This is a genomic window from Rhodococcus sp. IEGM 1354 (assembly GCF_030056855.1).
Lineage (GTDB): Bacteria > Actinomycetota > Actinomycetes > Mycobacteriales > Mycobacteriaceae > Rhodococcoides.
Genome location: NZ_JASHKT010000004.1, coordinates 370,845 through 395,281, shown reverse-complemented (window position 1 = coordinate 395,281; position 24,437 = coordinate 370,845). Strand labels below are relative to the sequence as shown.

Below are 24,437 nucleotides of genomic sequence, written 5' to 3'. Positions count from 1 at the left end.
ACCGGCTCGACTAGGCTCACCAGTCGTGGTTTCCCCGATGATCGCTCCCTCGATTCTGTCCGCCGATTTCGCGCGCCTCGCCGCCGAAGCAGATGCCGTCGCGGGGGCCGATTGGCTCCACGTCGACGTCATGGATGCACATTTCGTTCCCAACCTCACCCTCGGGCTTCCGGTGGTGGAGAGTCTGCTGAAAGCAACGAGCATTCCCCTCGATTGCCACTTGATGATCGAGGATCCGGCGCGCTGGGCTCCGCCGTATGCCGAGGCCGGGGCGTACAACGTCACGTTCCACGCCGAGGCGACGGATGACCCCACCGCCGTGGCGCGCGACATCCGGGCCGCCGGTGCGAAAGCCGGCCTGTCCGTGAAGCCGGGTACCCCGATCGAGCCCTACCTGGAGATTCTGCGCGACTTCGACACTCTGCTGGTGATGAGTGTGGAACCCGGTTTCGGCGGGCAGTCGTTCATGCCCGAAGTGCTGTCCAAGGCCAAAGCTGTTCGGGCACTTGTCGATTCCGGGGACCTACGATTGGTGGTCGAGATCGACGGCGGCATCAACTCCGACACCATCGAACAGGCCGCCGAAGCCGGCATCGATTGCTTCGTGGCCGGTTCGGCCGTGTACAACACCGCCGATCCCGCCGCCGCAGTGCGTGATCTCCGCGGCCGGGCCGCCCGCGCATCGCACCACCTGTCGTGACCGACGCCCCGGGCCCGGCCGTGTCGGTCGTCGAGGCGATGGCTCTGGCCGTCGACGCGTCCGAGGCCGCTCGGGGCATCAGCAGCCCCAACCCCGCTGTCGGTGCCGTGATCCTCGACGCCCGCGGCGTCGTGGTGGGCACCGGCTCCACCCGTCCACCCGGCGGCCCGCACGCCGAGATCGTCGCACTCACCGAAGCCGGCGACCGTGCACGCGGCGGCACCGCCGTAGTGACACTCGAGCCGTGCAACCACACGGGCCGCACCGGACCGTGCTCGCAGGCCCTTGTCGCAGCCGGAGTCGCGTCGGTCGTCTTCGCGGTGGCGGATCCGAACCCATTCGCGTCCGGCGGGGCGGACGCACTGCGGAACGCCGGGATTCGCGTCGAACAGGGCGTCGGTGCGCGCGAGGTACAGCAGGGGCCACTGCGGGCCTGGTTGCACAAACAACGCACCGGACGGCCACACGTCACCTGGAAGTACGCCGCGACACTCGACGGACGTAGCGCGGCTGCCGACGGAACGAGCCAGTGGATCACGGGTCCGCAGGCACGGGCGCACGTCCACGTCGAGCGGGCCAAGCTCGATGCCATCGTCGTCGGAACCGGCACCGTGCTGGCCGACGATCCACGGCTGACCGCCCGTCGCGCCGACGGCACCCTGGCACCGCATCAGCCGGTTCGAGTCGTCGTCGGTTCGAGGCCGATACCGGCCACCGCCGCGATCCGCGGTCCGGAGGCCACGACGGTGTTTCTCGACACACACGACCCGGCTGCGGTGATCGAGGCACTCGGCGACCACACCGACATCCAGATAGAAGGTGGCCCGACTCTGGCCGGCGCGTTCCTCGCCGCCGGTCTCGTGGACCGCGTCGTCGCCTACCTCGCACCTGCGGTGTTGGGCACCGGCCCCGCCGCGGTGGAGAATGCGGGAATCGGAACAATTGCCGACGCAATTCGGTTCCGCACGGAGACAGTCACCATGATCGGCAACGACGTTCTTCTGAGTGTCGTGCCCGAAGGAGCGAAGTAGATGTTCACCGGAATCGTCGAAGAGCTGGGCGAGATCGTGGCCAAGGACGAACTGCCCGATGCCGCTCGCTTCACCGTCCGGGGTCCGGTGGTGACCTCCGATGCCGGCCACGGGGATTCCATCGCGGTCAACGGAGTGTGTCTGACCGTCGTCGAAGTACTTCCCGACGGCGGATTCACCGCCGACGTCATGCAGGAGACGTTGAATCGATCGAGCCTCGGCGCTCTGGATGTCGGCAGTCGCGTCAACCTCGAACGCGCAGCGGCACTCGGTAGCCGACTCGGCGGGCACCTCGTCCAAGGACACGTCGACGGAACCGGCACGGTAGCCGGACGCAGCCCGTCCGAGAACTGGACCGTCGTGCGCATCACCATGCCCACGTCGGTAGCGCGGTACGTCGTCGAGAAGGGATCCATCACGGTCGACGGTGTCTCGCTCACCGTGTCCGGGCTCGGAGTCGACGACGGCGGGCACTGGTTCGAGATCTCGCTGATCCCCACCACCCTCGACCTGACCACACTCGGCACAGCCGAGGTGGGATCACCGGTCAACCTCGAAGTCGACGTCATCGCCAAGTACGTGGAGCGGCTGCAGGCGATCGACGCACAGTAAGTACTGTTGAAGTGCACGCAGGTAACGGTGCATCGGAGACATTTCCAGGGTGCTGAGCCAGGCCCGAGACCTATGGAGCGCACTTTCGTGACCAGGTTCGACAGTATCGAGCGCGCAGTTGCGGACATCGCTGCGGGCAAAGCAGTGGTGGTCGTCGACGACGAGGACCGCGAGAACGAAGGCGACCTCATCTTCGCCGCCGAGAAGGCCACCCCGGAACTGGTTGCCTTCATGGTCCGCTACACCTCGGGCTACCTCTGTGTCCCGTTGTCCGGTGAGGATTGCGACCGACTCGGGCTGCCACCGATGTTCGCCACCAACCAGGACAAACACGGAACGGCGTACACCGTCACCGTCGACGCACGAGAAGGTATCGGAACCGGTATCTCCGCCTCCGACCGAGCAGCCACGATGCGCCTGCTCGCGGACCCCGACACCGGTGCGAACGATTTCACTCGTCCCGGTCATGTCGTCCCGTTGCGCGCCAAGGAAGGCGGCGTTCTGCGGCGCCCCGGGCACACCGAGGCGGCAGTGGACCTCGCCCGCATGGCCGACCTCCGGCCCGCCGGAGTCATCTGCGAGATCGTCAGCCAGAAGGACGAGGGCGCGATGGCGCAGACCGACGAGCTTCGGGTGTTCGCCGACGAACACGACCTCGCACTGATCTCCATCGCCGACCTGATCGCGTGGCGTCGTAAGCACGAGAAGCACGTCGTCCGTGTCGCCGACGCGCGAATCCCCACCAGCCACGGCACCTTCCGAGCCGTCGGTTACCAGAGCATCTACGACGAGGTCGAGCACGTCGCGCTGGTGCGCGGCGACATCTCCGGCCCCGACGCCGACGGCAGCGACGTTCTGGTCCGGGTGCACTCCGAATGCCTCACCGGCGACGTCTTCGGATCGTTGCGCTGCGACTGCGGCCCACAGCTGGACGCCGCTCTCGAAATGGTGGCCGCCGAGGACCGGGGAATCGTGCTGTACATGCGAGGACACGAAGGACGCGGAATCGGCCTGCTGCACAAACTGCAGGCTTACCAGCTCCAGGACGCAGGCTCGGACACCGTCGACGCCAACCTGCAACTCGGTCTGCCCGCGGACTCGCGCGACTACGGAATCGGTGCGCAGATCCTCGTCGACCTCGGGGTCTCGTCGATGCGCCTGCTCACCAACAATCCGGCCAAACGAGTCGGGCTCGACGGCTACGGCCTGCACGTCACGGAACGGGTGCCGATGCCGTTGCGCGCCAACGCCGAAAACCTCACCTACCTGCGCACCAAACGCGACCGTATGGGCCACGACCTGGTCGGCCTCGACGATTTCGAGCAAAATGGCCCCACAGGCCCCACAGGCCCCACAGGCTCCACTCCTGGTGACAACGGTCGTTCCGCAAGCTCCACTCCTGTCCACGAGAACGGGGTCAATCCATGAGCGGCGACGGCGAACCCACCCTCCAGCTCGCAGGCGCAAGTGAACTGAAGTTGGCTGTCGTGGCCGGTCAGTGGCATCGGACGATCTCCGAGGCGCTGCTCGCCGGTGCGCTCCGCAAGGCCGAATCCGCCGGGGTACGCGACGTCACGGTCATTCGCGTTGCCGGTGCCATCGAACTACCCGTCGTCGCCCAGGCCCTGGCTCGCACCCACGATGCCGTCGTCGCCCTCGGCGTGGTCATCCGCGGCGGCACGCCGCACTTCGAGTACGTCTGCGATGCCGTCACGGCAGGCTTGACACGGGTGTCGCTCGACGAGGGCACTCCGGTCACCAACGGGGTGCTCACCACCAACGACGAGCAGCAGGCGCTCGATCGCGCCGGCCTGCCCGACTCGTTCGAGGACAAGGGCGGGCAGGCCACCGCGGCCGCCATCGACACGGCCTTGACCCTCAAGCATCTCCGGCAACCGTGGACGAATCAGGACTTCCAATGACGCGCGACGAATCCCCGTCCGAATGGGACATGGAAGTGAAGTCCCGTAAGTCGGCCCGATACGCGATCGCCGCCGCGGTGTTGCTCGTCGTCGCTCACTCGACAGTCGCGGTGCTGCTTCGGGTATCGCCGACCGGGGTCTACTTCAGGACCGCCGATCAGCTGGCGATGGCTGGGATAGGCGTGCTGCTGGCGGGCCTGGCCCTGCTGCTCACCCGCCCGCGCATTCGCGTCGGCCCGGCAGGTGTGGCGGTCCGAAACGTGTTCTCGGAGCGAATGATCGAGTGGGATCTCGTTCGTGGCATGTCTTTTCCCGACGGGGCGATGTGGGCCAGGGTCGACATCCCCGACGACGAGTTCATCAATGTGATGGCCATCCAGTCCAACGATCGTGAGCACGCCGTCGCGGCCGTTCGGAAGTTCCGTGCGCTAGAGCGCGAATACGCGCCCGCTCACGTCGATCAGGACTGACTTGTTGCTGCACGCTCTCGTGCACCGCTGCTGAGCTGGAGATGCGGAGAACGTCGGACCCGACCGCTAACGTGGAAGGCGTGTCCGATCCCGCTACCTATCGTCCGGCAACCGGAACCATCCCGGTGGAACCGGGCGTGTACAAATTTCGCGATCCGCATGGTCGGGTCGTCTACGTAGGCAAGGCCAAGAGCCTGCGCAGTCGGCTCAATTCCTACTTCGCCGACGTGGCCTCGCTGCATCCGAGGACCCGGCAGATGGTCACCACCGCGGCGTCCGTGGAGTGGACGGTGGTCACCACCGAGGTCGAGGCACTGCAGCTCGAGTACAACTGGATCAAGGAATTCGATCCACGATTCAACGTCCGCTACCGCGACGACAAGAGCTATCCGATGCTCGCGGTGACGATGAACGAGGAATTCCCACGTCTGTTCGTGTACCGCGGACCCCGCCGTAAGGGTGTGCGGTACTTCGGTCCCTACGCTCATGCCTGGGCCATCCGCGAGACCCTGGATCTTCTGCTGCGCGTGTTCCCGGCCCGAACATGCTCGACCGGAGTGTTCAAGCGGCACAACCAGATCGGTAGACCCTGTCTGCTCGGGTACATCGACAAGTGCTCGGCACCGTGTGTGGGACGCGTCAGTGCCGAAGAGCACCGCAGTACCGTCGAGGACTTCTGCGACTTCCTTGCCGGCAAGACCGACAAGCTCGTGCGGCAGCTGGAGAAGAAGATGCAGGCGGCCTCGGAAGATCTCGATTTCGAGACCGCCGCACGGCTACGTGACGACGTGGGCGCTCTGCGTCGGGCGTTGGAGAAGCAGGCCGTGGTGCTCGGTGACGGTACCGACGCAGATCTGGTCGCGTTCGCCACCGACGCCCTCGAAGCCGCCGTTCAGGTCTTCCACGTCCGAGGCGGCCGCGTCCGGGGACAACGCGGGTGGGTGGTCGAGAAGGCGGGTGAGGTGATCGAACGACAGGACGAGGCCGACCTCCCCGCCCTCGTCGAACAGTTCCTCACTCAGTTCTACGGCGAACAGGCAGCGTTGTCCGCGCAGACCCCGGGCGCCGACGACGGCGGGTCCAACGCCGTTCCTCGCGAGGTTCTGGTGCCGGTGTTGCCGGACAACGCCGACGAAGTACAGGTGTGGCTCAGCGAGTTGCGTGGATCCAATGTCACGTTGCGGGTTCCGCAGCGCGGCGACAAGAAGGCACTGGCCGAGACCGTCGAACGTAACGCCAAAGAGGCCCTGCAGCAGCACAAGCTGAAGCGCGCGGGTGATTTCACTTCGAGATCTGCTGCGCTGCAAGGCATTCAGGAGGCACTCGATCTGGATTCTGCACCGCTGAGAATCGAATGCATCGACATCTCGCACGTGCAGGGCACCGATGTGGTCGCGTCACTGGTCGTGTTCGAGGACGGATTGCCTCGCAAGAGCGACTACCGCCACTACGCGATCAAGGAAGCGGCAGGCGACGGGCATTCCGACGACGTCGCCAGCATCGCCGAGGTGACCCGACGTCGTTTCCTCCGTCATTCTGCGGACGGAGCCAACGCTGTTGGCGGCGGCGGCGATCTGGCTCCCGAAGCCGCGCTCGATCCCCAGACCGGTAGGCCACGCAGGTTCGCCTATCCGCCCAACCTCTTCGTCGTCGACGGCGGTGCCCCTCAGGTCGCAGCGGCGGCAGCAGTGCTGGACGAACTCGGTGTCACCGACGTCGCCGTCGTCGGGCTTGCGAAGCGACTGGAAGAAGTGTGGGTACCGGGGGAGGAGGATCCGGTGATCCTGCCGCGCACGAGCGAATCCCTGTACCTCCTGCAGCGAGTGCGCGACGAGGCGCACCGATTTGCCATCACCTTCCATCGAAGCAAGCGATCACGCCGTATGACTGCGTCGGCCCTCGACTCGGTACGCGGGCTCGGCGAGTCGAGGAGAACCGCGCTGGTGGCGCATTTCGGATCGGTGGCCAATCTCAAGAAGGCAACCGTCGAAGAGATCGTCGAGGTCCCCGGAATCGGCGCGACCACCGCCAAGTCGGTGCTGGCCGCATTGGGTTCCGACCCGAGCGGGGCCGATGTAGGCGATGATGACAGCGCAACGGCAACGACACCGGGCGAGAACACGGCCGACCATGCGATCGAACCGCGTGTGGAATCGGCGGGACAGGCTTCGTAGTGAGCGAACACCAGACACAGGCACACCCTCCGTCCGAGCCGCACCCCGGAAACCCCGACGAGCGGGCCGACTCGCCGCACGACGGCATTGAAGTGGCGTTGGTCACGGGCGTATCCGGTGCCGGGTTGCGCACGGCCGCCAAAATTCTCGAAGATCTGGGTTGGTACGTGGCCGACAACCTGCCGCCCGAGCTCATCTCCAAGATGGTCGATCTCGGGCTGGAGTCGCAGCCCCGTATCGAGCGTCTCGCACTGGTGATGGACGTGCGCAGCCGTCTGTTCACCGGCGACCTGGGCTGGGTGGTCAAGGAACTCGACTCCAAGGGTGTGCGCAATCGCGTGCTGTTCCTGGATGCGTCCGACGCCGTGCTGGTCCAGCGATTCGAATCGAATCGGCGCAGTCACCCGTTGCAGAACGACGGCCAGGACGGAACTCTCACCGAGGGGATCACCGCCGAGCGTCTCCGGCTCGCGCAGGTCAAGGCCGCCGCCGACCTGACCGTCGACACGACCTCGCTGTCGGTGCACCAACTTCGCCGCAAGATCGAAACAGTCTTCGGATCCGCCGACACGGTCGGCGTCGGCGTGACGGTCCAATCGTTCGGCTTCAAGTACGGGCTACCGATGGATGCCGACCTGGTCTGCGACGTGCGTTTTCTGCCCAATCCGCACTGGGTGCCCGTGCTGCGCGAGCACACCGGTCAGGACGCAGACGTACGCGACTACGTCCTCGAACAGAACGGGGCGCACGACTACTTGCAGACGTACACGCACCTGTTGAATCTGACCATCGAGGGATACGTGCGGGAAGGCAAGCGATACATGACGGTGGCCGTGGGCTGCACCGGAGGAAAACACCGAAGCGTCGCGATGACGGAGGCCCTGGCCGGCATTCTCGCCGAGCAGGGGGACGTATCGGTCCGCGTCTTGCACCGTGATCTGGGCCGCGAATGAGCGATACTCCGCACCTTCCGCTATCGGGTTCGGGTCCCAAGATCGTCGCGCTGGGCGGCGGCCACGGCTTGTACGCGACGTTGTCGGCTGCTCGACTGCTCAGCAGCGATGTCACTGCCGTGGTGACGGTCGCCGACGACGGCGGGTCCTCGGGTCGTCTGCGGGCGGAACTCGGCGTCATCCCGCCCGGCGATCTGCGGATGGCGCTGGCTGCCCTGGCACGCTCGGACGCCAGGACCCAGCTGTGGACCGACGTCATTCAGCACCGATTCGGGGGCACCGGTGCATTGGCCGGCCACTCGGTGGGAAATCTGGTTCTCGCCGGGCTGACCGAAGTACTCGGCGACCCGATAGCTGCCCTCGACGAGATGGTGCACATGCTCGGTATCGACGGACGAGTGCTCCCGATGTCACCGATTGCGCTCGATATCGAAGCCGATGTGTCCGGCCTCGAAGACGACCCACGCGTGAGTCGCGTCATTCGCGGTCAGGTCGCTGTCGCCACGACGCCCGGCAAGGTTCGACGCGTGCGGCTGTTGCCACCGGATCCGCCGGCGACGCCGGCGGCGCTGGCCGCCATCGCCGCGGCGGACCTGGTCGTGCTCGGTCCAGGATCGTGGTTCTCGAGCGTCATTCCTCACGTTCTGGTGCCGGATCAGCTCGCTGCACTGGCGCGCACGAGCGCGCCCAAGGTACTGGTCCTCAACCTGGCACCGGAGCTGGGGGAGACCACCGGATTCTCCGCCGAGCGACATGTCCACGTACTCTCCCAACACGCACCTGATTTGGGAATCGACCACGTGTTGGTCGATTCCGCCTCGGTCCCGGAGGGCAGCAACCGCGAGCACGTTGCGCGCGCCGCTGCCCGGCTCGGCGCTGGGGTCGTCTACGTCGACGTTGCCGAAACCGGCACTCACGCACATCATTACGGAAAGCTGGCTGCTGCTCTCGGAGCCATCGTGTCGTCCACCGACGGCTCGGTACCGACAGCGGCGCGCAGAGAGGGGATCACTTCGTGGCCATGACAGCGGAGGTCAAGGACGAGCTGAGCAGGCTCACCGTCAGTCAGGTCAGCTGCCGCAAGGCCGAGGTGTCCGCGCTGCTGCGTTTCGCCGGCGGGTTGCACATCGTCGCGGGTCGAGTGGTGGTGGAGGCCGAGGTGGATCTCGGCTCCATCGCACGGCGGCTGCGACGCGAGATCTTCGAGCTGTACGGCTACTCCTCCGACGTCCACATGCTCAGTGCCGGCGGCCTGCGCAAGACGTCGCGTTACGTGGTTCGCGTGGCCAAGGACGGTGAGGCTCTGGCCCGCCAGACCGGGTTGCTCGACCTCCGCGGACGTCCTGTCCGCGGCCTGCCCGCTCAGGTCGTGGGCGGTACGGTCGGCGACTCCGAGGCCGCGTGGCGCGGCGCTTTTCTCGCTCATGGCTCACTCACCGAGCCGGGCCGGTCGTCCGCGCTCGAGATCAGCTGCCCCGGGCCCGAAGCGGCGCTCGCCCTCGTCGGTGCCGCTCGGCGCCTCGGAGTGGCAGCCAAGGCACGTGAAGTGCGCGGCACCGATCGCGTCGTCGTACGAGACGGCGAGGCAATCGGAGCGTTGCTCACGCGCATGGGCGCTCAGGACACCCGGCTGGTGTGGGAGGAACGCCGGATGCGTCGCGAGGTGCGGGCCACCGCCAACCGACTGGCCAACTTCGACGACGCCAATCTGCGCCGGTCCGCTCGGGCCGCGGTTGCGGCCGCCGCACGCGTCGAGCGGGCCCTGCACATTCTCGGCGACGACGTACCCGATCATCTTGCTGCTGCCGGTTCGCTTCGGGTCCAGCACCGGCAGGCCTCACTGGAGGAGCTCGGCCAGTTGGCCGATCCGCCGATGACCAAGGATGCGGTGGCCGGGCGGATTCGGCGCCTGCTGTCCATGGCCGATCGGAAAGCGAAGGAGACCGGGATACCCGACACCGAGTCGGCAGTGACCGCGGAGCTGCTCGACGAGGCGTAGAGCGCCTCGATGGAGTGATGCGCGCGCTCCGCCGGAGCGCACACTAGGGTAGGAACCGCGTGTGGCACCCCGCATGCAGGCACGACCAGACATTTGTTTTCACAACTTTTAGGAGCGAACAGTGACGATCCGGGTAGGCGTCAACGGCTTCGGCCGCATCGGGCGTAACTTCTTCAGGGCTGTCGACGCGCAGAAGGCGCTCGGTACCACCGACATCGAAATCGTTGCTGTCAACGACCTGACCGACAACGCATCGCTCGCACACCTGCTCAAGTACGACTCGATCCTGGGCCGCTTGCCGCACGATGTCTCGCTCGAGGGCGAGGACACCATCGTCGTCGGCGGACAGAAGATCAAGGCGCTGTCGCTGCGCGAGGGCCCGTCCGCACTTCCGTGGGGTGACCTGGGTGTCGACGTCGTCGTCGAGTCCACCGGCATCTTCACCGACGCTGCCAAGGCTCAGGGTCACATCGACGCCGGTGCCAAGAAGGTCATCATCTCCGCGCCCGCCAAGGGCGAGGACATCACCATCGTGATGGGCGTCAACGACGACAAGTACGACGGCAGCCAGAACATCATCTCCAACGCGTCGTGCACCACCAACTGCCTCGGCCCCATCGCCAAGGTTCTCGACGACGAGTTCGGCATCGTCTCGGGTCTGATGACCACGATTCACGCGTACACGCAGGATCAGAACCTGCAGGACGGCCCGCACAGCGATCTGCGTCGCGCCCGCGCTGCAGCTCTCAACGTCGTGCCCACCGGTACCGGTGCAGCCAAGGCCATCGGCCTGGTTCTCCCGCAGCTGCTCGGCAAGCTCGACGGATACGCGCTCCGGGTCCCGATCCCCACCGGCTCGGTCACCGACCTCACTGCACTGTTGAAGAAGAAGGCCAGCGCCGAGGACATCAACGCCGCGATGAAGGCTGCTGCCGAGGGCCCGCTGAAGGGCATCCTGAAGTACAACACCGATCCGATCGTGTCCTCGGACATCGTCACCGATCCGCACTCGTCGATCTTCGACGCACCGCTGACGAAGGTCATCGACGATCAGGTGAAGATCGTGTCCTGGTACGACAACGAGTGGGGCTACTCCAACCGCCTCGCCGACCTCATCGGTCTCGTCGGCAAGTCCCTCTGACACCGATGGCTGTCAAGACACTGCAGGATCTGCTCGATGCCGGTGTCGAAGGACGTGGCGTCCTCGTGCGATCGGACTTCAACGTCCCGCTCGAGGACGGCACGATCACCGACCCCGGCCGCATCCAGGCGTCGATTCCGACCCTTCGTGCACTGGTCGAGGCCGGTGCCAAGGTCATCGTCACCGCTCACCTCGGTCGCCCCGACGGCAAGCCCGATGCGAAGTACAGTCTGGCTCCGGTCGCTGCCAAGCTCGGTGACCTGCTCGGTCGGCACGTCCAGCTCGCAGGAGACGTGGTGGGTCAGGACGCCGAGGCACGCGCCGAGGGCCTGACCGACGGCGACGTACTGCTGCTCGAGAACATCCGCTTCGATCCGCGGGAGACCAGCAAGGACGAGTCCGAGCGAGCCGCTCTGGCTCGCGAGCTCGTTGCTCTCGCCGGCGACGATGCCGCGTTCGTCTCCGACGGATTCGGCGTCGTGCACCGTAAGCAGGCGTCGGTCTACGACGTGGCGCAGCTGCTGCCGCACTACGCGGGCACTCTTGTCGCGGCCGAGGTCGAGGTGTTGGCCAAGCTGACCGAGGATGCCGCGCGTCCGTACGCGGTGGTGCTCGGCGGCTCCAAGGTCTCGGACAAGCTCGGCGTCATCGAGGCGTTGGCTCCCAAGGTCGACACGCTCGTCATCGGCGGCGGCATGGCATTCACTTTCCTTGCCGCACAGGGCTATTCGGTCGGTAACTCGCTGCTTCAGGAGGACCAGATCGGGGTCTGCAAGGACCTGCTCGAGCGCTTCGGCGACGTGATCCACCTTCCTGTCGACATCGTCGTGGGAGACAAGTTCGCGGCCGACGCCGAGTCCAAGACCGTCAAGGCCTCCGAAATTCCGGACGGCTGGATGGGTCTGGACATCGGACCGGACTCGGTCAGTCGTTTCGCCGTCGTGCTGTCCAATGCGAAGACGATCTTCTGGAACGGACCTGCAGGCGTCTTCGAGTTCGACAAGTTCTCGGCCGGCACCAAGGGCATCGCCGAAGCGATCGTCGGAGCCACCGAGAAGGGCGCGTTCAGCGTGGTCGGCGGCGGTGATTCCGCGGCTGCGGTACGCACCCTCGGGCTGCCCGACGACGGCTTCTCGCACATCTCCACCGGTGGTGGTGCATCCCTCGAATACCTCGAGGGCAAGCAGCTGCCCGGTCTATCCGTCCTGGAGGCGTAACGCATGGCACGTAAGCCGCTCATCGCGGGCAACTGGAAGATGAACCTCAACCACCTCGAGGCCATCTCCCTGGTACAGAAGATCGCCTTCTCGTTGCCCGAGAAGTACTTCGACAAGGTGGACGTGACGGTCATTCCGCCGTTCACCGACATCCGCAGCGTCCAGACGCTGATCGAAGGCGACAAACTCCTGCTCACCTACGGCGCTCAAGACGTCTCCGCCGAGGACAGCGGTGCGTTCACGGGCGAGATCAGCGGATCGATGCTGGCCAAGCTGGGATGCACCTTCGTCGTGGTCGGGCACTCCGAGCGACGCACGTTGCACAGCGAGGACGACGCCCTCGTGCTGGCGAAGACGAAGGCTGCCCTGAAGAACGGGCTGACTCCGATCGTGTGCATCGGCGAGGGTCTGAACATTCGTGAGGCCGGTGAGCACGTGGCCTACAACGTGGCTCAGCTCCGCGGTTCGCTCGAGGGCCTCTCGGCCGACGACATCGCCAAGGTGGTCATCGCCTACGAGCCGGTGTGGGCCATCGGCACGGGACGCGTGGCCTCGGCGTCGGACGCTCAGGAAGTGTGCGGTGCCATCCGGGAGGAATTGAAGGAATTGGCGTCGGCCGAGGTCGCCGCGGGCGTCCGCGTGCTGTACGGCGGTTCGGTCAACGCCAAGAACGTCGGCGAGATCGTCGGCCAGCCGGACGTCGACGGTGCCCTGGTCGGTGGAGCGTCGCTCAAGGCGGACGAGTTCGCGACTCTGTCGGCGATCGCCGCAGGCGGACCCTTGCCCTGATCGGTCATTTGTCACCGCTGCACAGAACGGGTTCGGACACCTCGCTTCGGCGGGGTGTCCGAAGTCGTTCGTGGGGCCAGGTAGGCTGCTGAGGGCATCGAATCGAGTTTGAGGTGGACATGGATCTGTTTCTGGATATTCTGCTGGTCATCACCAGCCTGGCGCTGATCTTGCTGATCCTGCTGCATCGCGGCAAAGGTGGCGGTCTGTCCAGCTTGTTCGGTGGCGGCGTGCAGTCCAGTCTGTCCGGCTCCACGGTCGTCGAGAAGAACCTCGACCGCCTCACCGTTTTCACCGGCCTCATCTGGCTCATCGCGATCCTCGGGATCGGTCTCGAGATCAAGTACACCTGATCCGTCCCGGCTCCGAGTGCGAGTTGACGGCCGAGCGACGATACTGGGGGGATGAGCGAATCCTCTTACGAGTCAGTCGGTTCCCCGGCATTCGTCACACCGACAGCTCGCGGGCGAGAGTTGACCGAGCCGCTGCGGGAGGACATCCGCTATCTCGGCGGCATCCTCGGTGAGATCATTCGCGAACACGAGGGCGACGAGGTCTTCGAGCTCATCGAGTCCGCGCGAGTGGAATCCTTCGCGGTGCGCCGTTCGGAGATCGAACGCGACGACTCTGTCGGCCGGTACACCGATGTCGAAGTGGCTCGAGCTGTTCCGTTGATCCGCGCGTTCAGCCACTTCTCGTTGCTGGCGAACCTGGCCGAGGATCTCCACCGTGAGCGTCGGAGAGCCATCCATCTGGACAACGGAGACCCGCCGCAGGACAGCAGCCTGGACGCAACGTGGTCGAAGATCGACGCCGCCGCTCCGTCGCGCGAGCAGGTTGCTGCAGCGCTGACCGACGCGTTGGTGGCACCGGTCATCACCGCGCACCCCACCGAAACACGTCGTCGAACGGTGTTCGACGTCCAGTCGAAGATCACCGCACTGATGCGTCGTCGCGAGGTCGCGTCGGCTGCCCCGGAGGGCAAGGCCGCCGGAGCCGCCAAGGAACTGGCCGCGATCGACGTGCAGATTCGCAGGCAGGTGCTGACGCTGTGGGAAACCGCCCTGATTCGGTTGTCGCGGTTGCGCATTCAAGACGAGATCGAAGTGGGTCTGCGGTACTTCGAGTCCTCGCTGTTCGATGTCATGCCTGCCCTCAATGCCGATGTCCGAGCGGCGCTGCGAGCGCGATGGCCAGAGGACGACCTGCTGCCTCGGCCGATACTTCGGCCGGGGTCCTGGATCGGTGGAGACCGCGACGGTAACCCCAACGTGACCGGCGAGGTGGTTCACACGGCCACCCATCAGGCCGGTTACGTGGCGTTCGAGCATTACCTCGACGAACTGGTTGCGCTGGAGAAAGAGTTGTCGATGTCCGCGCGGCTGGTCGCGGTCACCGAGGAACTGGAAGCTCTGGCCGAGGCGTCGGCGGAACCGGACGATCGCCGGGCCGACGAACCGTACCGTGTTGCCGTTGTCGGTATTCGGGCCCGTCTGACAGCAACGGCACGGGCGGTGCTCGATGCGGTTCCGGTGTCCGGAATCGATCTCGGTGCCAACCAGTATGCGAGCCCGCAGGAAGTCCTCGACGATCTCGACACTCTCGACCGCGCGCTCCGGGCCGACGGAGACGGTCTGATCGCCGACGATCGACTTCTTCGACTCCGGCAATCGGTCGAGACGTTCGGATTTCATCTCCAGGCGTTGGACATGCGTCAGAACTCCGAGACCCACGAGGAAGTAGTCGCGGAGCTGTTGGCCTGGGCCGGGGTTCATCAGGACTATCGGTCGCTCGGTGAGGACGAGCGCGTCTCGGTGCTCTCGCACGAACTCGCCACTCGGCGTCCCTTGATCGGGCCCACTGCGCAACTCAGCGACCTGGCTGCGAAGGAACTGGGCATCGTCAAGGCGGCCAAGGAGGCCATCGACCACCTGGGCCCGGACACCGTTCAGAACTACATCATCAGCATGTGTCAGTCCGTCAGTGACATGCTCGAGGCGGCCCTGCTGCTCAAGGAGGCGGGGATCTTCGATCCCGGCGTCGATGGTTCGGCGCCTACCTCAACGGTGGGTGTCGTGCCGCTCTTCGAGACCATCGAGGACCTGCAACAGGGTGCCGCGACACTGCTCGCCACTCTCGACGTTCCGATCTACCGCGCTCTCGTGGCCGGTCGAGGCATGAACCAGGAGGTCATGCTCGGGTATTCGGACTCGAACAAGGACGGTGGCTATCTCGCGGCCAACTGGGCGCTCTACCGAGCCGAACTCGACCTTCTCGAAGCGTCCCGTAAGACAGGAATTCGGTTGCGGCTCTTTCATGGTCGCGGTGGAACCGTCGGGCGCGGCGGCGGCCCCAGTTACGACGCAATCCTGGCGCAACCGCCCGGTGTGGTGCAGGGATCGCTACGGCTCACCGAGCAGGGCGAGATCATCGCAGCGAAGTACGCCGAACCGTCGATGGCGCGACGCAACCTCGAATCGTTGGTCGCGGGCACACTCGAATCGACGCTGCTCGACCTCGAAGGGTTGGGTGACGGCGCGGAGGCCGCCTACGACGTTCTGGACGATCTCGCGGCCAAGGCTCGGGCAGCGTACGGCCGGCTGGTGCACGAGGAGCCCGGCTTCGTCGAGTACTTCCGCACGTCCACACCGGTCGCCGAGGTCGGCGAGCTCAACATCGGGTCGCGTCCGGCGTCACGCAAGCCGACGAATTCCGTGTACGACCTCCGGGCCATCCCGTGGGTGATGTCGTGGAGTCAGTGCCGCGTCATGCTGCCCGGTTGGTACGGCACCGGATCGGCCTTCGAGGAGTGGGTCGGTGACGACGAATCCAAGCTGGAGGTACTCGCGGATCTGTATCGGAAGTGGCCGTTCTTCCGCACTGTGCTGTCCAACCTGGCGCAGGTCATGGCCAAGTCCGATCTGGGCATCGCCGCTCGCTATGCAGAACTCGTGCCCGACGCCGACCTTCGCGCACGTATCTTCGGCATGATCGAGGCCGAACACGCCACCACCGTTCGGATGTATCTGAGGATCACCGGCCACAGCCGCCTGCTGGAGGACAACCCGGCACTGGAGCGATCGGTACACAACCGGTTCCCGTACCTGGAACCTCTCAACCAGATGCAGGTCGAGATGTTGCGTCGATACCGCAACGGTGACGACGACGAACGGGTCAAACGGGGAATCCTGCTGACGATGAACGGCCTGGCCACGGCACTACGCAACAGCGGCTAGCCGTACGTACCGCTGAGGCGCGCCACGGAACCGGTGGCCGACGGTCCGCGTCCAATCGGGTATGAGGACGTGCAGAAACACTCTCGGTGCGTGGCGGGACGGAACGGCGTATCGGGTGGTCGCTCGGTCGCGGTATGCAGACATCCGAGACGGGCTCGGTGCCGTCGGCGAGTCCACGGGTGGCGGGGACGCCAGCGGTTCGAACGGCACTGGTTCGAACGACAGCGGCGCCGATTCAGGGGAGTGAATCTCCTGAATCGACGCCGCAGTACGTGTGCTGTCAGCTGTGGATCGAGCCGATCACCGGTCCAGCTGTGCGGCCGCGGCCTCGTCGACGAACCAAACCGTCGATTCCGCGCCGACAGCCCCGGCCGACGGCCAGTCGTCGGACGCTGCGCCGCCGACGGCGGCGGCAACGGCCTCGGCCTTGCCTGCACCGGACACCAGCAACCACACGTGCTTGGCCCTCCGGACGGCGGGCAGAGTGAGTGTGATGCGTACCGGTGGCGGCTTGGGGGAGTCCTCGACGGCCACGACGAAGCGACGCTCCTCGCGAACCGCGTCGGTGTGCGGGAAGAGCGAGTTGATGTGGCCCTCGCCGCCCATACCCAACAGGTGGATGTCGAAGTCGGGGCATTCACCGTCAGCGGCTCGTGAGTGCAGCGTCTGTGCGTAGGCCGCTGCAGCCGTTTCCGGGTCGGAGCCGTACGCGCCGTCCGACGTCGCCATCGTGAACAGCCGATCCGGGTGCACGTCGACGTGCTTCAGCAACGCGTCCGACGCCTGGACTTCGTTGCGCTCGGGATCGCCCGAGGGCAGAAAGCGCTCGTCACCGAAGTAGATATCCACTTGCGACCAGTCGATGGCCCCGGAATCCGCGCGTAATGCCTCGAGGAGGGCGATCCCCGTTCCGCCTCCGGTCAGCACCACCGACGCGACACCGCGCTCGGCCTGTGCCGCAACGACGACGTCGACGAAGCGAGTGCGGGCGGCGTCGACCAGCCCCTGTGCATCGAGGTATCGAAGGACCGACTGATTACTCATAGCTCACTTTCGACAGACCGTGGAGGGCGAGTTCGTAGATTTCGTCCGTGTCGAGCCGCCGCAGTTCCTCGGCCAGGCACTCGCGCGTGTTGCGACGCGCAAGAGCCACTTGTGCGTCGGGCTGGCCCGTGCGCCGCAGGGTGGCGGTCTTGCCGGTCTGCGGACGGGTCAGCGAAATACTGCTGTTCTCCCTGGTCAGCTCCACTTTGAGCTCGCCTGCTCGACGGTAGACCGGTACGTCGAGCTTCGCTGCCAACCAGCCGGCCAGAATGTCGAGTGCGGGCTCCTCGGCCAGCCCCGACACGGTGGCCGAGGTGACTGCCTCGAACGGTGCCTGATCGAGGGCAGTCGCCAGCAGACCGCGCCAATAGGTGATTCGGCTCCAGGAAAGATCCGTATCACCCTCGGTGTAGCTGCTCAGCCGTCCCTTGATCGCTGCGGTGGTATCCGACGAGTTGGTGGCATCGGTGATCCGCCTGATCGCCAACCGGCCCAGTGGATCCTTCGCCGGAACCGTCGGTGCCTCGTCCGGCCACCAGGCCACGATCGGCGTATCCGGCAGCAGGAAGGGAATGACGACGCTGTGTTCGTGATCGGCGAGCTCGCCGTTCAGCCGCAGGACGACGACCTCGGAAGCGCCGGCATCCCCACCGACGCGGATCTGCGCATCGAGACTCGAATCGGCGGACCGATCACCGTGGATGAGGACTATGACGCGACACGGATGTTCCCTGCTCGCCTCGTTCGCGGCATCGATCGCCCGCTCGGCCTTGCTTGCATCACGGCTCGCAACGATCAAGGTCAGCACGCGGCCGATGGTGACCGCGCCACCTGCTTCGCGAACCTCGACGAGCTTCTTGCCGACCTCGGCCGTCGTGGTGGCGGGAATGTCGACAATCACGGCCTTCTCCATTCGCGTCCGGTGCGGTGCATCATCTCGTCACCCGAGGACGGACCCCAGGTGCCGGCCTCGTACGGTTCGGCAGTACCGCCCGAGGCCCAGTACTCGAGAATCGGGTCCAGAATTTTCCACGACAGTTCCACTTCGGCGTTGACCGGGAACAGCGAGGGCTCGCCCAGGAGAACGTCGAGTATCAGTCGCTCGTACGCCTCGGGCGAGGACTCGGTGAACGCCTGTCCGTAGCTGAAGTCCATGCTGACGTCGCGCACCTGCATGCTGGACCCGGGAACCTTGGAACCGAAGCGCATCGTGACGCCCTCGTCCGGCTGGACTCGAATGACCAGTGCGTTCTGACCGAGTTCCTCGGTCATCGTGGCGTCGAACGGCAGATGTGGGGCGCGCTTGAACACCATTGCGATCTCGGTGACTCTGCGGCCCAACGCTTTTCCGGTACGCAGATAGAACGGAACTCCACCCCAGCGCCGAGTGTCGACCTCGAGAGTGATGGCGGCGTAGGTTTCGGTGTTCGACTCGGAGTCGAACCCCTCTTCCTCTTTGAGCCCCTTCACTTTCTGGCTGCCCTGCCACCCGGCGGAGTACTGCCCGCGGGCGGAGGTGCGATCGAGCGGCTCGGCGAGCTTGGTTGCCGAGAGCACCTTGATCTTCTCGGACTGCAACTCGGTGGGATTGAAGCTCACCGGCTCCTCCATCGCAGTGATGGCGAGCAACTGAAGGAGGTGGTTCTGAATAACGTCGCGGGCTGCCCCGATTCCGTCGTAATAGCCTGCGCGACCGCCCAATCCGATGTCCTCGGCCATCGTGATCTGCACGTGGTCCACATAGTGCGCGTTCCAGATCGGATCGAACAACTGGTTCGCGAAGCGCAGCGCAAGAATGTTCTGCACTGTCTCCTTACCCAAATAGTGATCGATCCGAAAGACGGTGTCCTCGGGGAACACTCGGTTCACGATCGCGTTGAGTTCCTTGGCGCTCTGCAGATCGTGACCGAACGGCTTCTCGATGACGACACGTCGCCAGTTGCCGTCCTGGGCCTGGGCCAGTCCGGAACGTGAAAGTTGTTGCAGCACAACGGGGAAAGCGCCGGGTGGGATGGAGAGGTAGAAGGCATGGTTCCCGCCGGTGCCGCGAGTGGTGTCGAGTTCGGTGAGCGTCCGCGACAACTCGTCGAACGCGGCATCGTCGTCGAACGAACCCTGAACGAACCGGAAGCCCTCGGCAAGGGTGTTCCACACCTCTTCGCTGAACGGAGTTCGAGCATGATCGCGCACCGAGTCGTGCACGATCTTCTCGAAATCCTGGTTCTGCCACTCACGGCGGGCGAAGCCGACCAAGGCGAAACCGGGGGGCAGGAGCCCCCGGTTCGCCAGGTCGTAAACCGCAGGCATGAGCTTCTTACGCGCGAGGTCACCGGTTACCCCGAAGATGACCATGCTGCACGGCCCGGCGATGCGGGGCAGCCGCTTGTCTCGCGCGTCGCGAAGTGGATTGCGCCAGTCCGCGGAATTCAGGTTTTCTGTGTCTGCGGTGGGCACAGGTCAGCTCTTCTGACCTGCTTGGCGGAGCTGCTCCTCGGTCGCTTCGAGCAACTCGTTCCACGCAGCCTCGAACTTCTGGACGCCCTCGTTCTCCAAGGTCAGGAAAACGTCGGTGAGGTCGATGCCCAGGGCGGAGATGCGGTCGAAGATCTCCTGCGACTCCGGTCCTTTACCCGAGACCGTGTCGCCGACGATCTCACCGTGGTCTGCGACCGCGTCCATGGTCTTCTCCGGCATCGTGTTCACGGTGTTCGGAGAGACGAGCTCGGTGACGTACATGGTGTCCGGGTAGGCGTCGGACTTGACGCCCGTCGAGGCCCACAGCGGCCGCTGCGGACGCGCACCGTTGCCCGCGAGTTCGCGGAACCGGGGAGCCACCTCGAAGACCTGCTGGTAGGCCACGTACGCGAGGCGTGCATTGGCCAGGGCGGCCTTGCCCTTGAGGGCCTCGGCATCGGGGGTGCCGATGGCGTCCAGCCGCGAGTCGATCTCGCTGTCCACTCGGGACACGAAGAACGACGCCACGGAATGGATCTTGTCGAGGTCGTGACCGGCGGCGCGGGCGGCCTCGAGGCCTTCGAGGTACGCGTTCATGACCAGCTCGTAGCGCTCGACGGAGAAGATCAGTGTGACGTTGACGCTGATTCCCTCACCGACCACCTTGGCGATGGCGGGGATGCCTTCTTCGGTGGCGGGAATCTTGATCAGGAGATTCGGACGGTCGACGATCTTCCAGAGTTCGACGGCCTGCTCGTACGTCTTGTCCGCGTCGTGCGCCATGCGGGGGTCGACCTCGATCGACACGCGGCCGTCGACGCCCGCGCTGGCCTCGTACTGCGGTACGAGGATGTCGCACGCCTCACGGACGTCGTCGGTGGTGACCGTACGAATCGTGGTTTCGACATCGGCACCCTCGCCGGCGAGCTTGGTGACCTGCTCGTCGTAGGCGTCGCCCTTGCTCAACGCGGCCTGGAAGATCGACGGGTTGGTCGTCACGCCGACGACGCTCTTGGTGTCGATCAGGTCCTTCAGGTTGCCCGACCGAATGCGGTCGCGGGACAGGTCGTCCAGCCACACCGAAATTCCGGCGGCGGACAATTCGGCAAGGTTCTTGTTCTGGGTCATGAGTTATCCCTTCACATTGGTGATGGAGCGCTGCGCGGCCGCGACGACGGCGTCGGCCGTGAAGCCGAACTCGCGGAAAAGTGTTGCCGCATCGGCAGATTCGCCGTAGTGCTCGAGCGAGATGATCTCGCCGAAACCGCCGACGATCTTCCACCACGGCATCGCGATGCCGGCCTCGATGGACACCCGCGCCTTGACGGTGGGCGGAATGACCTGGTCTCGGTAGCTCTGGTCCTGGCTCTCGAACCACTCGACACACGGCATCGACACCACACGTGCCGCGATGCCCTGCGCCTCGAGCAGCTTCTGGGCCTCCACTGCGTACTGCAGCTCCGAACCGGTGCCGATCAGGACGACGTCGGGAGCGGCCTTGGACGACTCGGAAAGGATGTAGCCACCCTTCGAGACGCCCTCGAAGCTGGTGCCTTCCAGGATCGGGATGCCCTGACGCGTCAGCGCCAGGCCGACGGGGCCACTGCTGCTCGACCTGGCGAGCACCGACTGCCAGGCGTAGGCCGTCTCGTTGGCGTCACCGGGGCGCACGACCGACAGGTTGGGAATCGCACGCAGGGCCGCAAGGTGCTCGACCGGCTGGTGGGTCGGGCCGTCTTCGCCGAGGCCGATGGAATCGTGGGTCCACACGTAGATGGGATCGATGTCCATCAGCGACGCCAGGCGAACCGACGGGCGCATGTAGTCGCTGAACTGCATGAACGTTCCGCCGTACGCACGGGTCGGACCGTGCATGACGATGCCCGACAGGATCGCACCCATGGCGTGCTCACGAATACCGAAGTGCAGCGTGCGGCCGTACGGCTCGGCATCCCAGTCGTCGGTGGAGATCGACGTGGGGCCGAAGGACTTCGCACCCTTGATCGTGGTGTTGTTGCTGCCTGCGAGGTCGGCCGAGCCGCCCCACAGTTCGGGCAGTACTGGCCCGACCGCGTTGAGGACCTCGCCGGAGGCCGCACGGGTCGCGACGGCCTTGCTACCGGGCTCCCACGTGGGCAGCACGTCGGTCCAGTTCTCGGGCAGCGTGCCCTGCTGAAGACGGTCGAGCAACTGCTTGCGCTCGGGCTCACGGGCTGCCCAGGCCTCGAACTGCGTCATCCACTCGGTGTGTGCGGCGCGGCCGCGTTCCTGGAGCTTGCGAGTGTGGCCGATGACCTCGTCGCTGACCTCGAACGTCTTGGCCGGGTCGAAGTCCAGGGCCTGCTTGACCTTCGCGACCTCGTCGTCGCCCAGCGCGGCACCGTGGACGGCTCCGGTGTTCATCATCGTCGGAGCCGGGAACCCGATGATGGTCCGCAGCACGATGATCGACGGCTTGTCGGTGACGGCCTTGGCGGCCTCGATGGCGTCCTCGATCGCGGTGACGTTCTCGCCGCCCTCGACGACCTGTACGTGCCACCCGTAGGCCTCGTACCGAGCCGCGGTGTTCTCGGACAGGGCGATATCGGTCGAGTGCTCGATCGAGATCTTGTTGTCGTCGTAGAACAGGATCAGGTTGCCGAGCTGCTGGGTGCCTGCGAGCGACGACGCCTCGGACGTGACGCCTTCTTCGATGTCGCCGTCGGAGGCGATCACGTAGATGAAGTGATCGAACGGGCTCTCACCGAGCGCAGGTTCTGGATCGAACAGTCCGCGTTCACGGCGCGATGCCATTGCCATTCCCACAGCGGAAGCCAGTCCCTGGCCGAGAGGGCCGGTGGTGATCTCGACGCCGTCGGTGTGGCGGAACTCGGGGTGCCCCGGGGTCTTGGACTTGTAGGTCCGCAGTGCTTCGATGTCTGCGAGCTCGAGGCCGAATCCGCCCAAGTAGAGCTGCAGGTACAGGGTCAGGCTGGAGTGACCGCACGACAGCACGAAACGGTCGCGGCCGATCCAGTGCGTGTCGGTCGGGTCGTGGCGCATGGTGCGCTGGAACAGGGTGTACGCGAGGGGAGCCAAGCTCATCGCGGTTCCGGGGTGGCCGTTGCCGACCTTCTGCACTGCGTCCGCTGCCAGGACACGAACGGTGTCGACCGCTCGGGTGTCCAGGTCCGTCCAGTCGCTGGGGTGGTGCGCCGTGGTGAGGACGTCAATATCGTCTGTGATCGACACGAGCAGAAATCTCCTGACATTCGTTCGAGTTGTGGCTCCGAGGATTCGTCGCTCGGCGGTAACTGCACAGCGCCTGCGTGAGGCGCGAACGTAGTCGATGCCGAAGGACGTCCCCCACCAGCCTAGTTCCGACCGTCGCTACTGTCGTGCCTTCCCCCGTCGGAGCACGAACGTGTGTGGCGTCGCCGCATCGTTGTTCGGTTTGGGTGCCCTGCGAATTGGACGTGCAAACCCCGCCGTCTACCATCGTCTGTAGTAGGCGCATGCTCGACGGCTCCCGGGGGCAATTTCCGAACCGGGACCATCCGCGTGCGCGTCGGTGGCCGAGGTCCTCGTGAGGCGGTTCTCCCAGGATCGGTCGGCCGCCAGGAACGAACCCGCGTGCCCGACGGCGCGTGGCAAGTGGCCGAGCGCCAGAGAACGACAGTCGTGCGAGGAGACGCAGTGCGAATTGGGCAGCAGCCGGGCGGACACGGTTTCGCCGGCGGCCCCGGATTCGGAGCAGACGACCAGGGCGACACCGAACACGCCGCGCCGGCGTCGGCGCCGCGCAGAGCGTGGGCTCTCTTCCTGGCCTATGTCGCGCTGACGAAGCCTCGGGTCATCGAGCTACTTCTCGTCACGACCATTCCCGCGATGCTGCTGGCAGATCGCGGTCACGTGGACCCGTGGCTGATTCTCACCACACTGTTCGGTGGAATGCTGGCCGCGGCGAGCGCGAACACCTTGAACATGGTGGTCGACGCAGACATCGACAAGGTGATGAAGCGCACCGAGAAGCGGCCGTTGGCCCGCGGCGCGATGCCTGTGTCGCACGCACTGGTGTTCGGTCTCGTCCTCGGGGTGTTCTCGTTCTTCTGGCTCTGGGCGACGACCAACCTCCTCAGCGGCGTGCTGGCCGTCGTCACGATCTGCTTCTACATCTTCGTCTACACCCTGGTGCTCAAGCGCCGAACTTCGCAGAACGTGGTGTGGGGCGGTGCCGCCGGCTGTATGCCGGTCATGATCGGCTGGTCCGCCGTCACCGGCACGATCGGCTGGCAGGCGCTGGTGATGTTCCTCGTCATCTTCCTGTGGACACCGCCGCACACCTGGGCCTTGATGCTTCGCTACAAGGAGGACTACCAGGCGGCCAACGTCCCGATGCTCCCTGCCGTCGCGTCGGAGACCAAGGTGACCAAGCACATCGTGCTCTACGCGTGGGCCACGGTTGCTGCGACGTTGGCACTGGCCCCGGGCTCCGGCGTCGTCTACGCGGTGATCGCGGTGGCATCGGGAATTTGGTTCCTCGTCGTGGCGCATCGCCTGTACGCAGGCGTGCGGGCCGGAACACCGGTCAAGCCTCTCAAGCTCTTCATTCTGTCCAACGAATATCTGGCGCTGGTGTTCTGCGGCCTTGCCATCGACTCTGTCCTCGGCTGGCAGACGCTCGCCCAGCTGGTCTCCTGAACGAGCGCCTCCTGA

General features: G+C 65.5%; 21 protein-coding genes. 16 read left to right on the top strand and 5 right to left on the bottom strand.

All coding sequences use genetic code 11. The annotated features are described in order from the left end of the window. Positions 1–25 precede the first annotated feature (25 nt). The 15 genes from rpe to ppc all read left to right on the top strand — a co-directional run bounded on the left by rpe (position 26) and on the right by ppc (position 16,244). Entirely contained in the window at positions 26–700 is a 675-nt protein-coding gene (gene rpe / locus QM588_RS11430) for a ribulose-phosphate 3-epimerase (protein WP_032387330.1), read from the top strand. A 38-nt stretch (positions 701–738) separates the two neighbouring features. Then, positions 739–1,731: a bifunctional diaminohydroxyphosphoribosylaminopyrimidine deaminase/5-amino-6-(5-phosphoribosylamino)uracil reductase RibD gene (gene ribD, locus QM588_RS11425; RefSeq protein ID WP_283313561.1), complete on the top strand. Its 993-nt coding sequence runs from the start codon at positions 739–741 to the stop codon at positions 1,729–1,731. Then, positions 1,732–2,343 (top strand): riboflavin synthase, encoded by a 612-nt coding sequence (locus QM588_RS11420; protein WP_027496999.1) that lies wholly within the window; start codon positions 1,732–1,734, stop codon positions 2,341–2,343. It begins immediately after the preceding gene. Positions 2,344–2,430: 87 nt separating this feature from the next. After that, positions 2,431–3,771: a bifunctional 3,4-dihydroxy-2-butanone-4-phosphate synthase/GTP cyclohydrolase II gene (locus tag QM588_RS11415; protein WP_283313341.1), complete on the top strand. Its 1,341-nt coding sequence runs from the start codon at positions 2,431–2,433 to the stop codon at positions 3,769–3,771. Then, complete coding sequence (gene ribH / locus QM588_RS11410; RefSeq protein WP_283313339.1) at positions 3,768–4,265, top strand: 6,7-dimethyl-8-ribityllumazine synthase; 498 nt, start codon at positions 3,768–3,770, stop codon at positions 4,263–4,265. The genes QM588_RS11415 and ribH overlap by 4 nt, the downstream gene beginning before the upstream one ends. Beyond that, the gene (locus QM588_RS11405) at positions 4,262–4,735 is read left to right on the top strand and encodes a PH domain-containing protein (RefSeq protein ID WP_283313336.1); all 474 of its coding nucleotides are present in this window, start codon (positions 4,262–4,264) and stop codon (positions 4,733–4,735) included. The genes ribH and QM588_RS11405 overlap by 4 nt, the downstream gene beginning before the upstream one ends. A gap of 80 nt (positions 4,736–4,815) precedes the next feature. Then, positions 4,816–6,909, top strand: coding sequence for an excinuclease ABC subunit UvrC (gene uvrC, locus QM588_RS11400; RefSeq protein WP_283313335.1), 2,094 nt, complete (start codon positions 4,816–4,818; stop codon positions 6,907–6,909). Positions 6,910–6,995: 86 nt separating this feature from the next. Next, positions 6,996–7,862, top strand: coding sequence for an RNase adapter RapZ (gene rapZ / locus QM588_RS11395; protein ID WP_283313560.1), 867 nt, complete (start codon positions 6,996–6,998; stop codon positions 7,860–7,862). Next, a complete protein-coding gene (locus QM588_RS11390; RefSeq protein ID WP_283313334.1) occupies positions 7,859–8,887 on the top strand; it encodes a gluconeogenesis factor YvcK family protein in 1,029 nt (342 codons plus the stop codon). Before rapZ ends, QM588_RS11390 begins: the two co-directional genes overlap by 4 nt. After that, positions 8,878–9,861: a DNA-binding protein WhiA gene (whiA, locus tag QM588_RS11385; protein WP_027497005.1), complete on the top strand. Its 984-nt coding sequence runs from the start codon at positions 8,878–8,880 to the stop codon at positions 9,859–9,861. Before QM588_RS11390 ends, whiA begins: the two co-directional genes overlap by 10 nt. Before the next feature lie 121 nt (positions 9,862–9,982). Then, positions 9,983–11,002 (top strand): type I glyceraldehyde-3-phosphate dehydrogenase, encoded by a 1,020-nt coding sequence (gene gap, locus QM588_RS11380; protein ID WP_008716538.1) that lies wholly within the window; start codon positions 9,983–9,985, stop codon positions 11,000–11,002. 5 nt (positions 11,003–11,007) lie between these two features. Then, on the top strand, positions 11,008–12,219 hold the full coding sequence (locus QM588_RS11375) for a phosphoglycerate kinase (RefSeq protein ID WP_283313331.1): 1,212 nt from the start codon (positions 11,008–11,010) through the stop codon (positions 12,217–12,219). A 3-nt stretch (positions 12,220–12,222) separates the two neighbouring features. After that, complete coding sequence (gene tpiA, locus QM588_RS11370; RefSeq protein WP_283313329.1) at positions 12,223–13,008, top strand: triose-phosphate isomerase; 786 nt, start codon at positions 12,223–12,225, stop codon at positions 13,006–13,008. Between the two features lie 119 nt (positions 13,009–13,127). Beyond that, positions 13,128–13,361, top strand: coding sequence for a preprotein translocase subunit SecG (gene secG, locus QM588_RS11365; RefSeq protein ID WP_027497008.1), 234 nt, complete (start codon positions 13,128–13,130; stop codon positions 13,359–13,361). A 51-nt stretch (positions 13,362–13,412) separates the two neighbouring features. Beyond that, a complete protein-coding gene (ppc, locus tag QM588_RS11360; RefSeq protein ID WP_283313327.1) occupies positions 13,413–16,244 on the top strand; it encodes a phosphoenolpyruvate carboxylase in 2,832 nt (943 codons plus the stop codon). A gap of 300 nt (positions 16,245–16,544) precedes the next feature. Here ppc and pgl read toward each other — a convergent pair whose 3' ends face one another. From pgl to tkt, 5 genes are read right to left on the bottom strand one after another with little or no spacing between them, the layout of a single operon-like run. Further along, positions 16,545–17,288 (bottom strand): 6-phosphogluconolactonase, encoded by a 744-nt coding sequence (pgl, locus tag QM588_RS11355; RefSeq protein ID WP_283313326.1) that lies wholly within the window; start codon positions 17,286–17,288, stop codon positions 16,545–16,547. Beyond that, complete coding sequence (gene opcA / locus QM588_RS11350; RefSeq protein ID WP_283313324.1) at positions 17,281–18,189, bottom strand: glucose-6-phosphate dehydrogenase assembly protein OpcA; 909 nt, start codon at positions 18,187–18,189, stop codon at positions 17,281–17,283. The genes pgl and opcA overlap by 8 nt, the downstream gene beginning before the upstream one ends. Then, positions 18,186–19,742, bottom strand: coding sequence for a glucose-6-phosphate dehydrogenase (gene zwf / locus QM588_RS11345; RefSeq protein WP_027497012.1), 1,557 nt, complete (start codon positions 19,740–19,742; stop codon positions 18,186–18,188). Before zwf ends, opcA begins: the two co-directional genes overlap by 4 nt. Positions 19,743–19,745: 3 nt before the next feature. Beyond that, positions 19,746–20,870: a transaldolase gene (tal, locus tag QM588_RS11340; protein ID WP_222059143.1), complete on the bottom strand. Its 1,125-nt coding sequence runs from the start codon at positions 20,868–20,870 to the stop codon at positions 19,746–19,748. Between the two features lie 3 nt (positions 20,871–20,873). Further along, positions 20,874–22,973, bottom strand: coding sequence for a transketolase (tkt, locus tag QM588_RS11335; protein WP_283313322.1), 2,100 nt, complete (start codon positions 22,971–22,973; stop codon positions 20,874–20,876). A 444-nt stretch (positions 22,974–23,417) separates the two neighbouring features. Here tkt and QM588_RS11330 point away from each other — a divergent pair, with 444 nt between their 5' ends. Next, positions 23,418–24,422 carry a heme o synthase gene (locus tag QM588_RS11330; protein WP_283313319.1) on the top strand — a complete coding sequence of 335 codons (1,005 nt, stop codon included), beginning with the start codon at positions 23,418–23,420 and terminating at the stop codon, positions 24,420–24,422. The last annotated feature ends 15 nt before the right edge of the window (positions 24,423–24,437 follow it).

Coding starts and splice junctions, on each gene's coding strand:
- ribD (WP_283313561.1), top strand. CDS start 739: ATGGCTCTGGCCGTCGACGCGTCCGAGGCCGCTCGGGGCATCAGCAGC.
- QM588_RS11420 (WP_027496999.1), top strand. CDS start 1,732: ATGTTCACCGGAATCGTCGAAGAGCTGGGCGAGATCGTGGCCAAGGAC.
- ribH (WP_283313339.1), top strand. CDS start 3,768: ATGAGCGGCGACGGCGAACCCACCCTCCAGCTCGCAGGCGCAAGTGAA.
- QM588_RS11405 (WP_283313336.1), top strand. CDS start 4,262: ATGACGCGCGACGAATCCCCGTCCGAATGGGACATGGAAGTGAAGTCC.
- QM588_RS11390 (WP_283313334.1), top strand. CDS start 7,859: ATGAGCGATACTCCGCACCTTCCGCTATCGGGTTCGGGTCCCAAGATC.
- QM588_RS11375 (WP_283313331.1), top strand. CDS start 11,008: ATGGCTGTCAAGACACTGCAGGATCTGCTCGATGCCGGTGTCGAAGGA.
- tpiA (WP_283313329.1), top strand. CDS start 12,223: ATGGCACGTAAGCCGCTCATCGCGGGCAACTGGAAGATGAACCTCAAC.
- secG (WP_027497008.1), top strand. CDS start 13,128: ATGGATCTGTTTCTGGATATTCTGCTGGTCATCACCAGCCTGGCGCTG.
- ppc (WP_283313327.1), top strand. CDS start 13,413: ATGAGCGAATCCTCTTACGAGTCAGTCGGTTCCCCGGCATTCGTCACA.
- pgl (WP_283313326.1), bottom strand. CDS start 17,288: ATGAGTAATCAGTCGGTCCTTCGATACCTCGATGCACAGGGGCTGGTC.
- tal (WP_222059143.1), bottom strand. CDS start 20,870: ATGACCCAGAACAAGAACCTTGCCGAATTGTCCGCCGCCGGAATTTCG.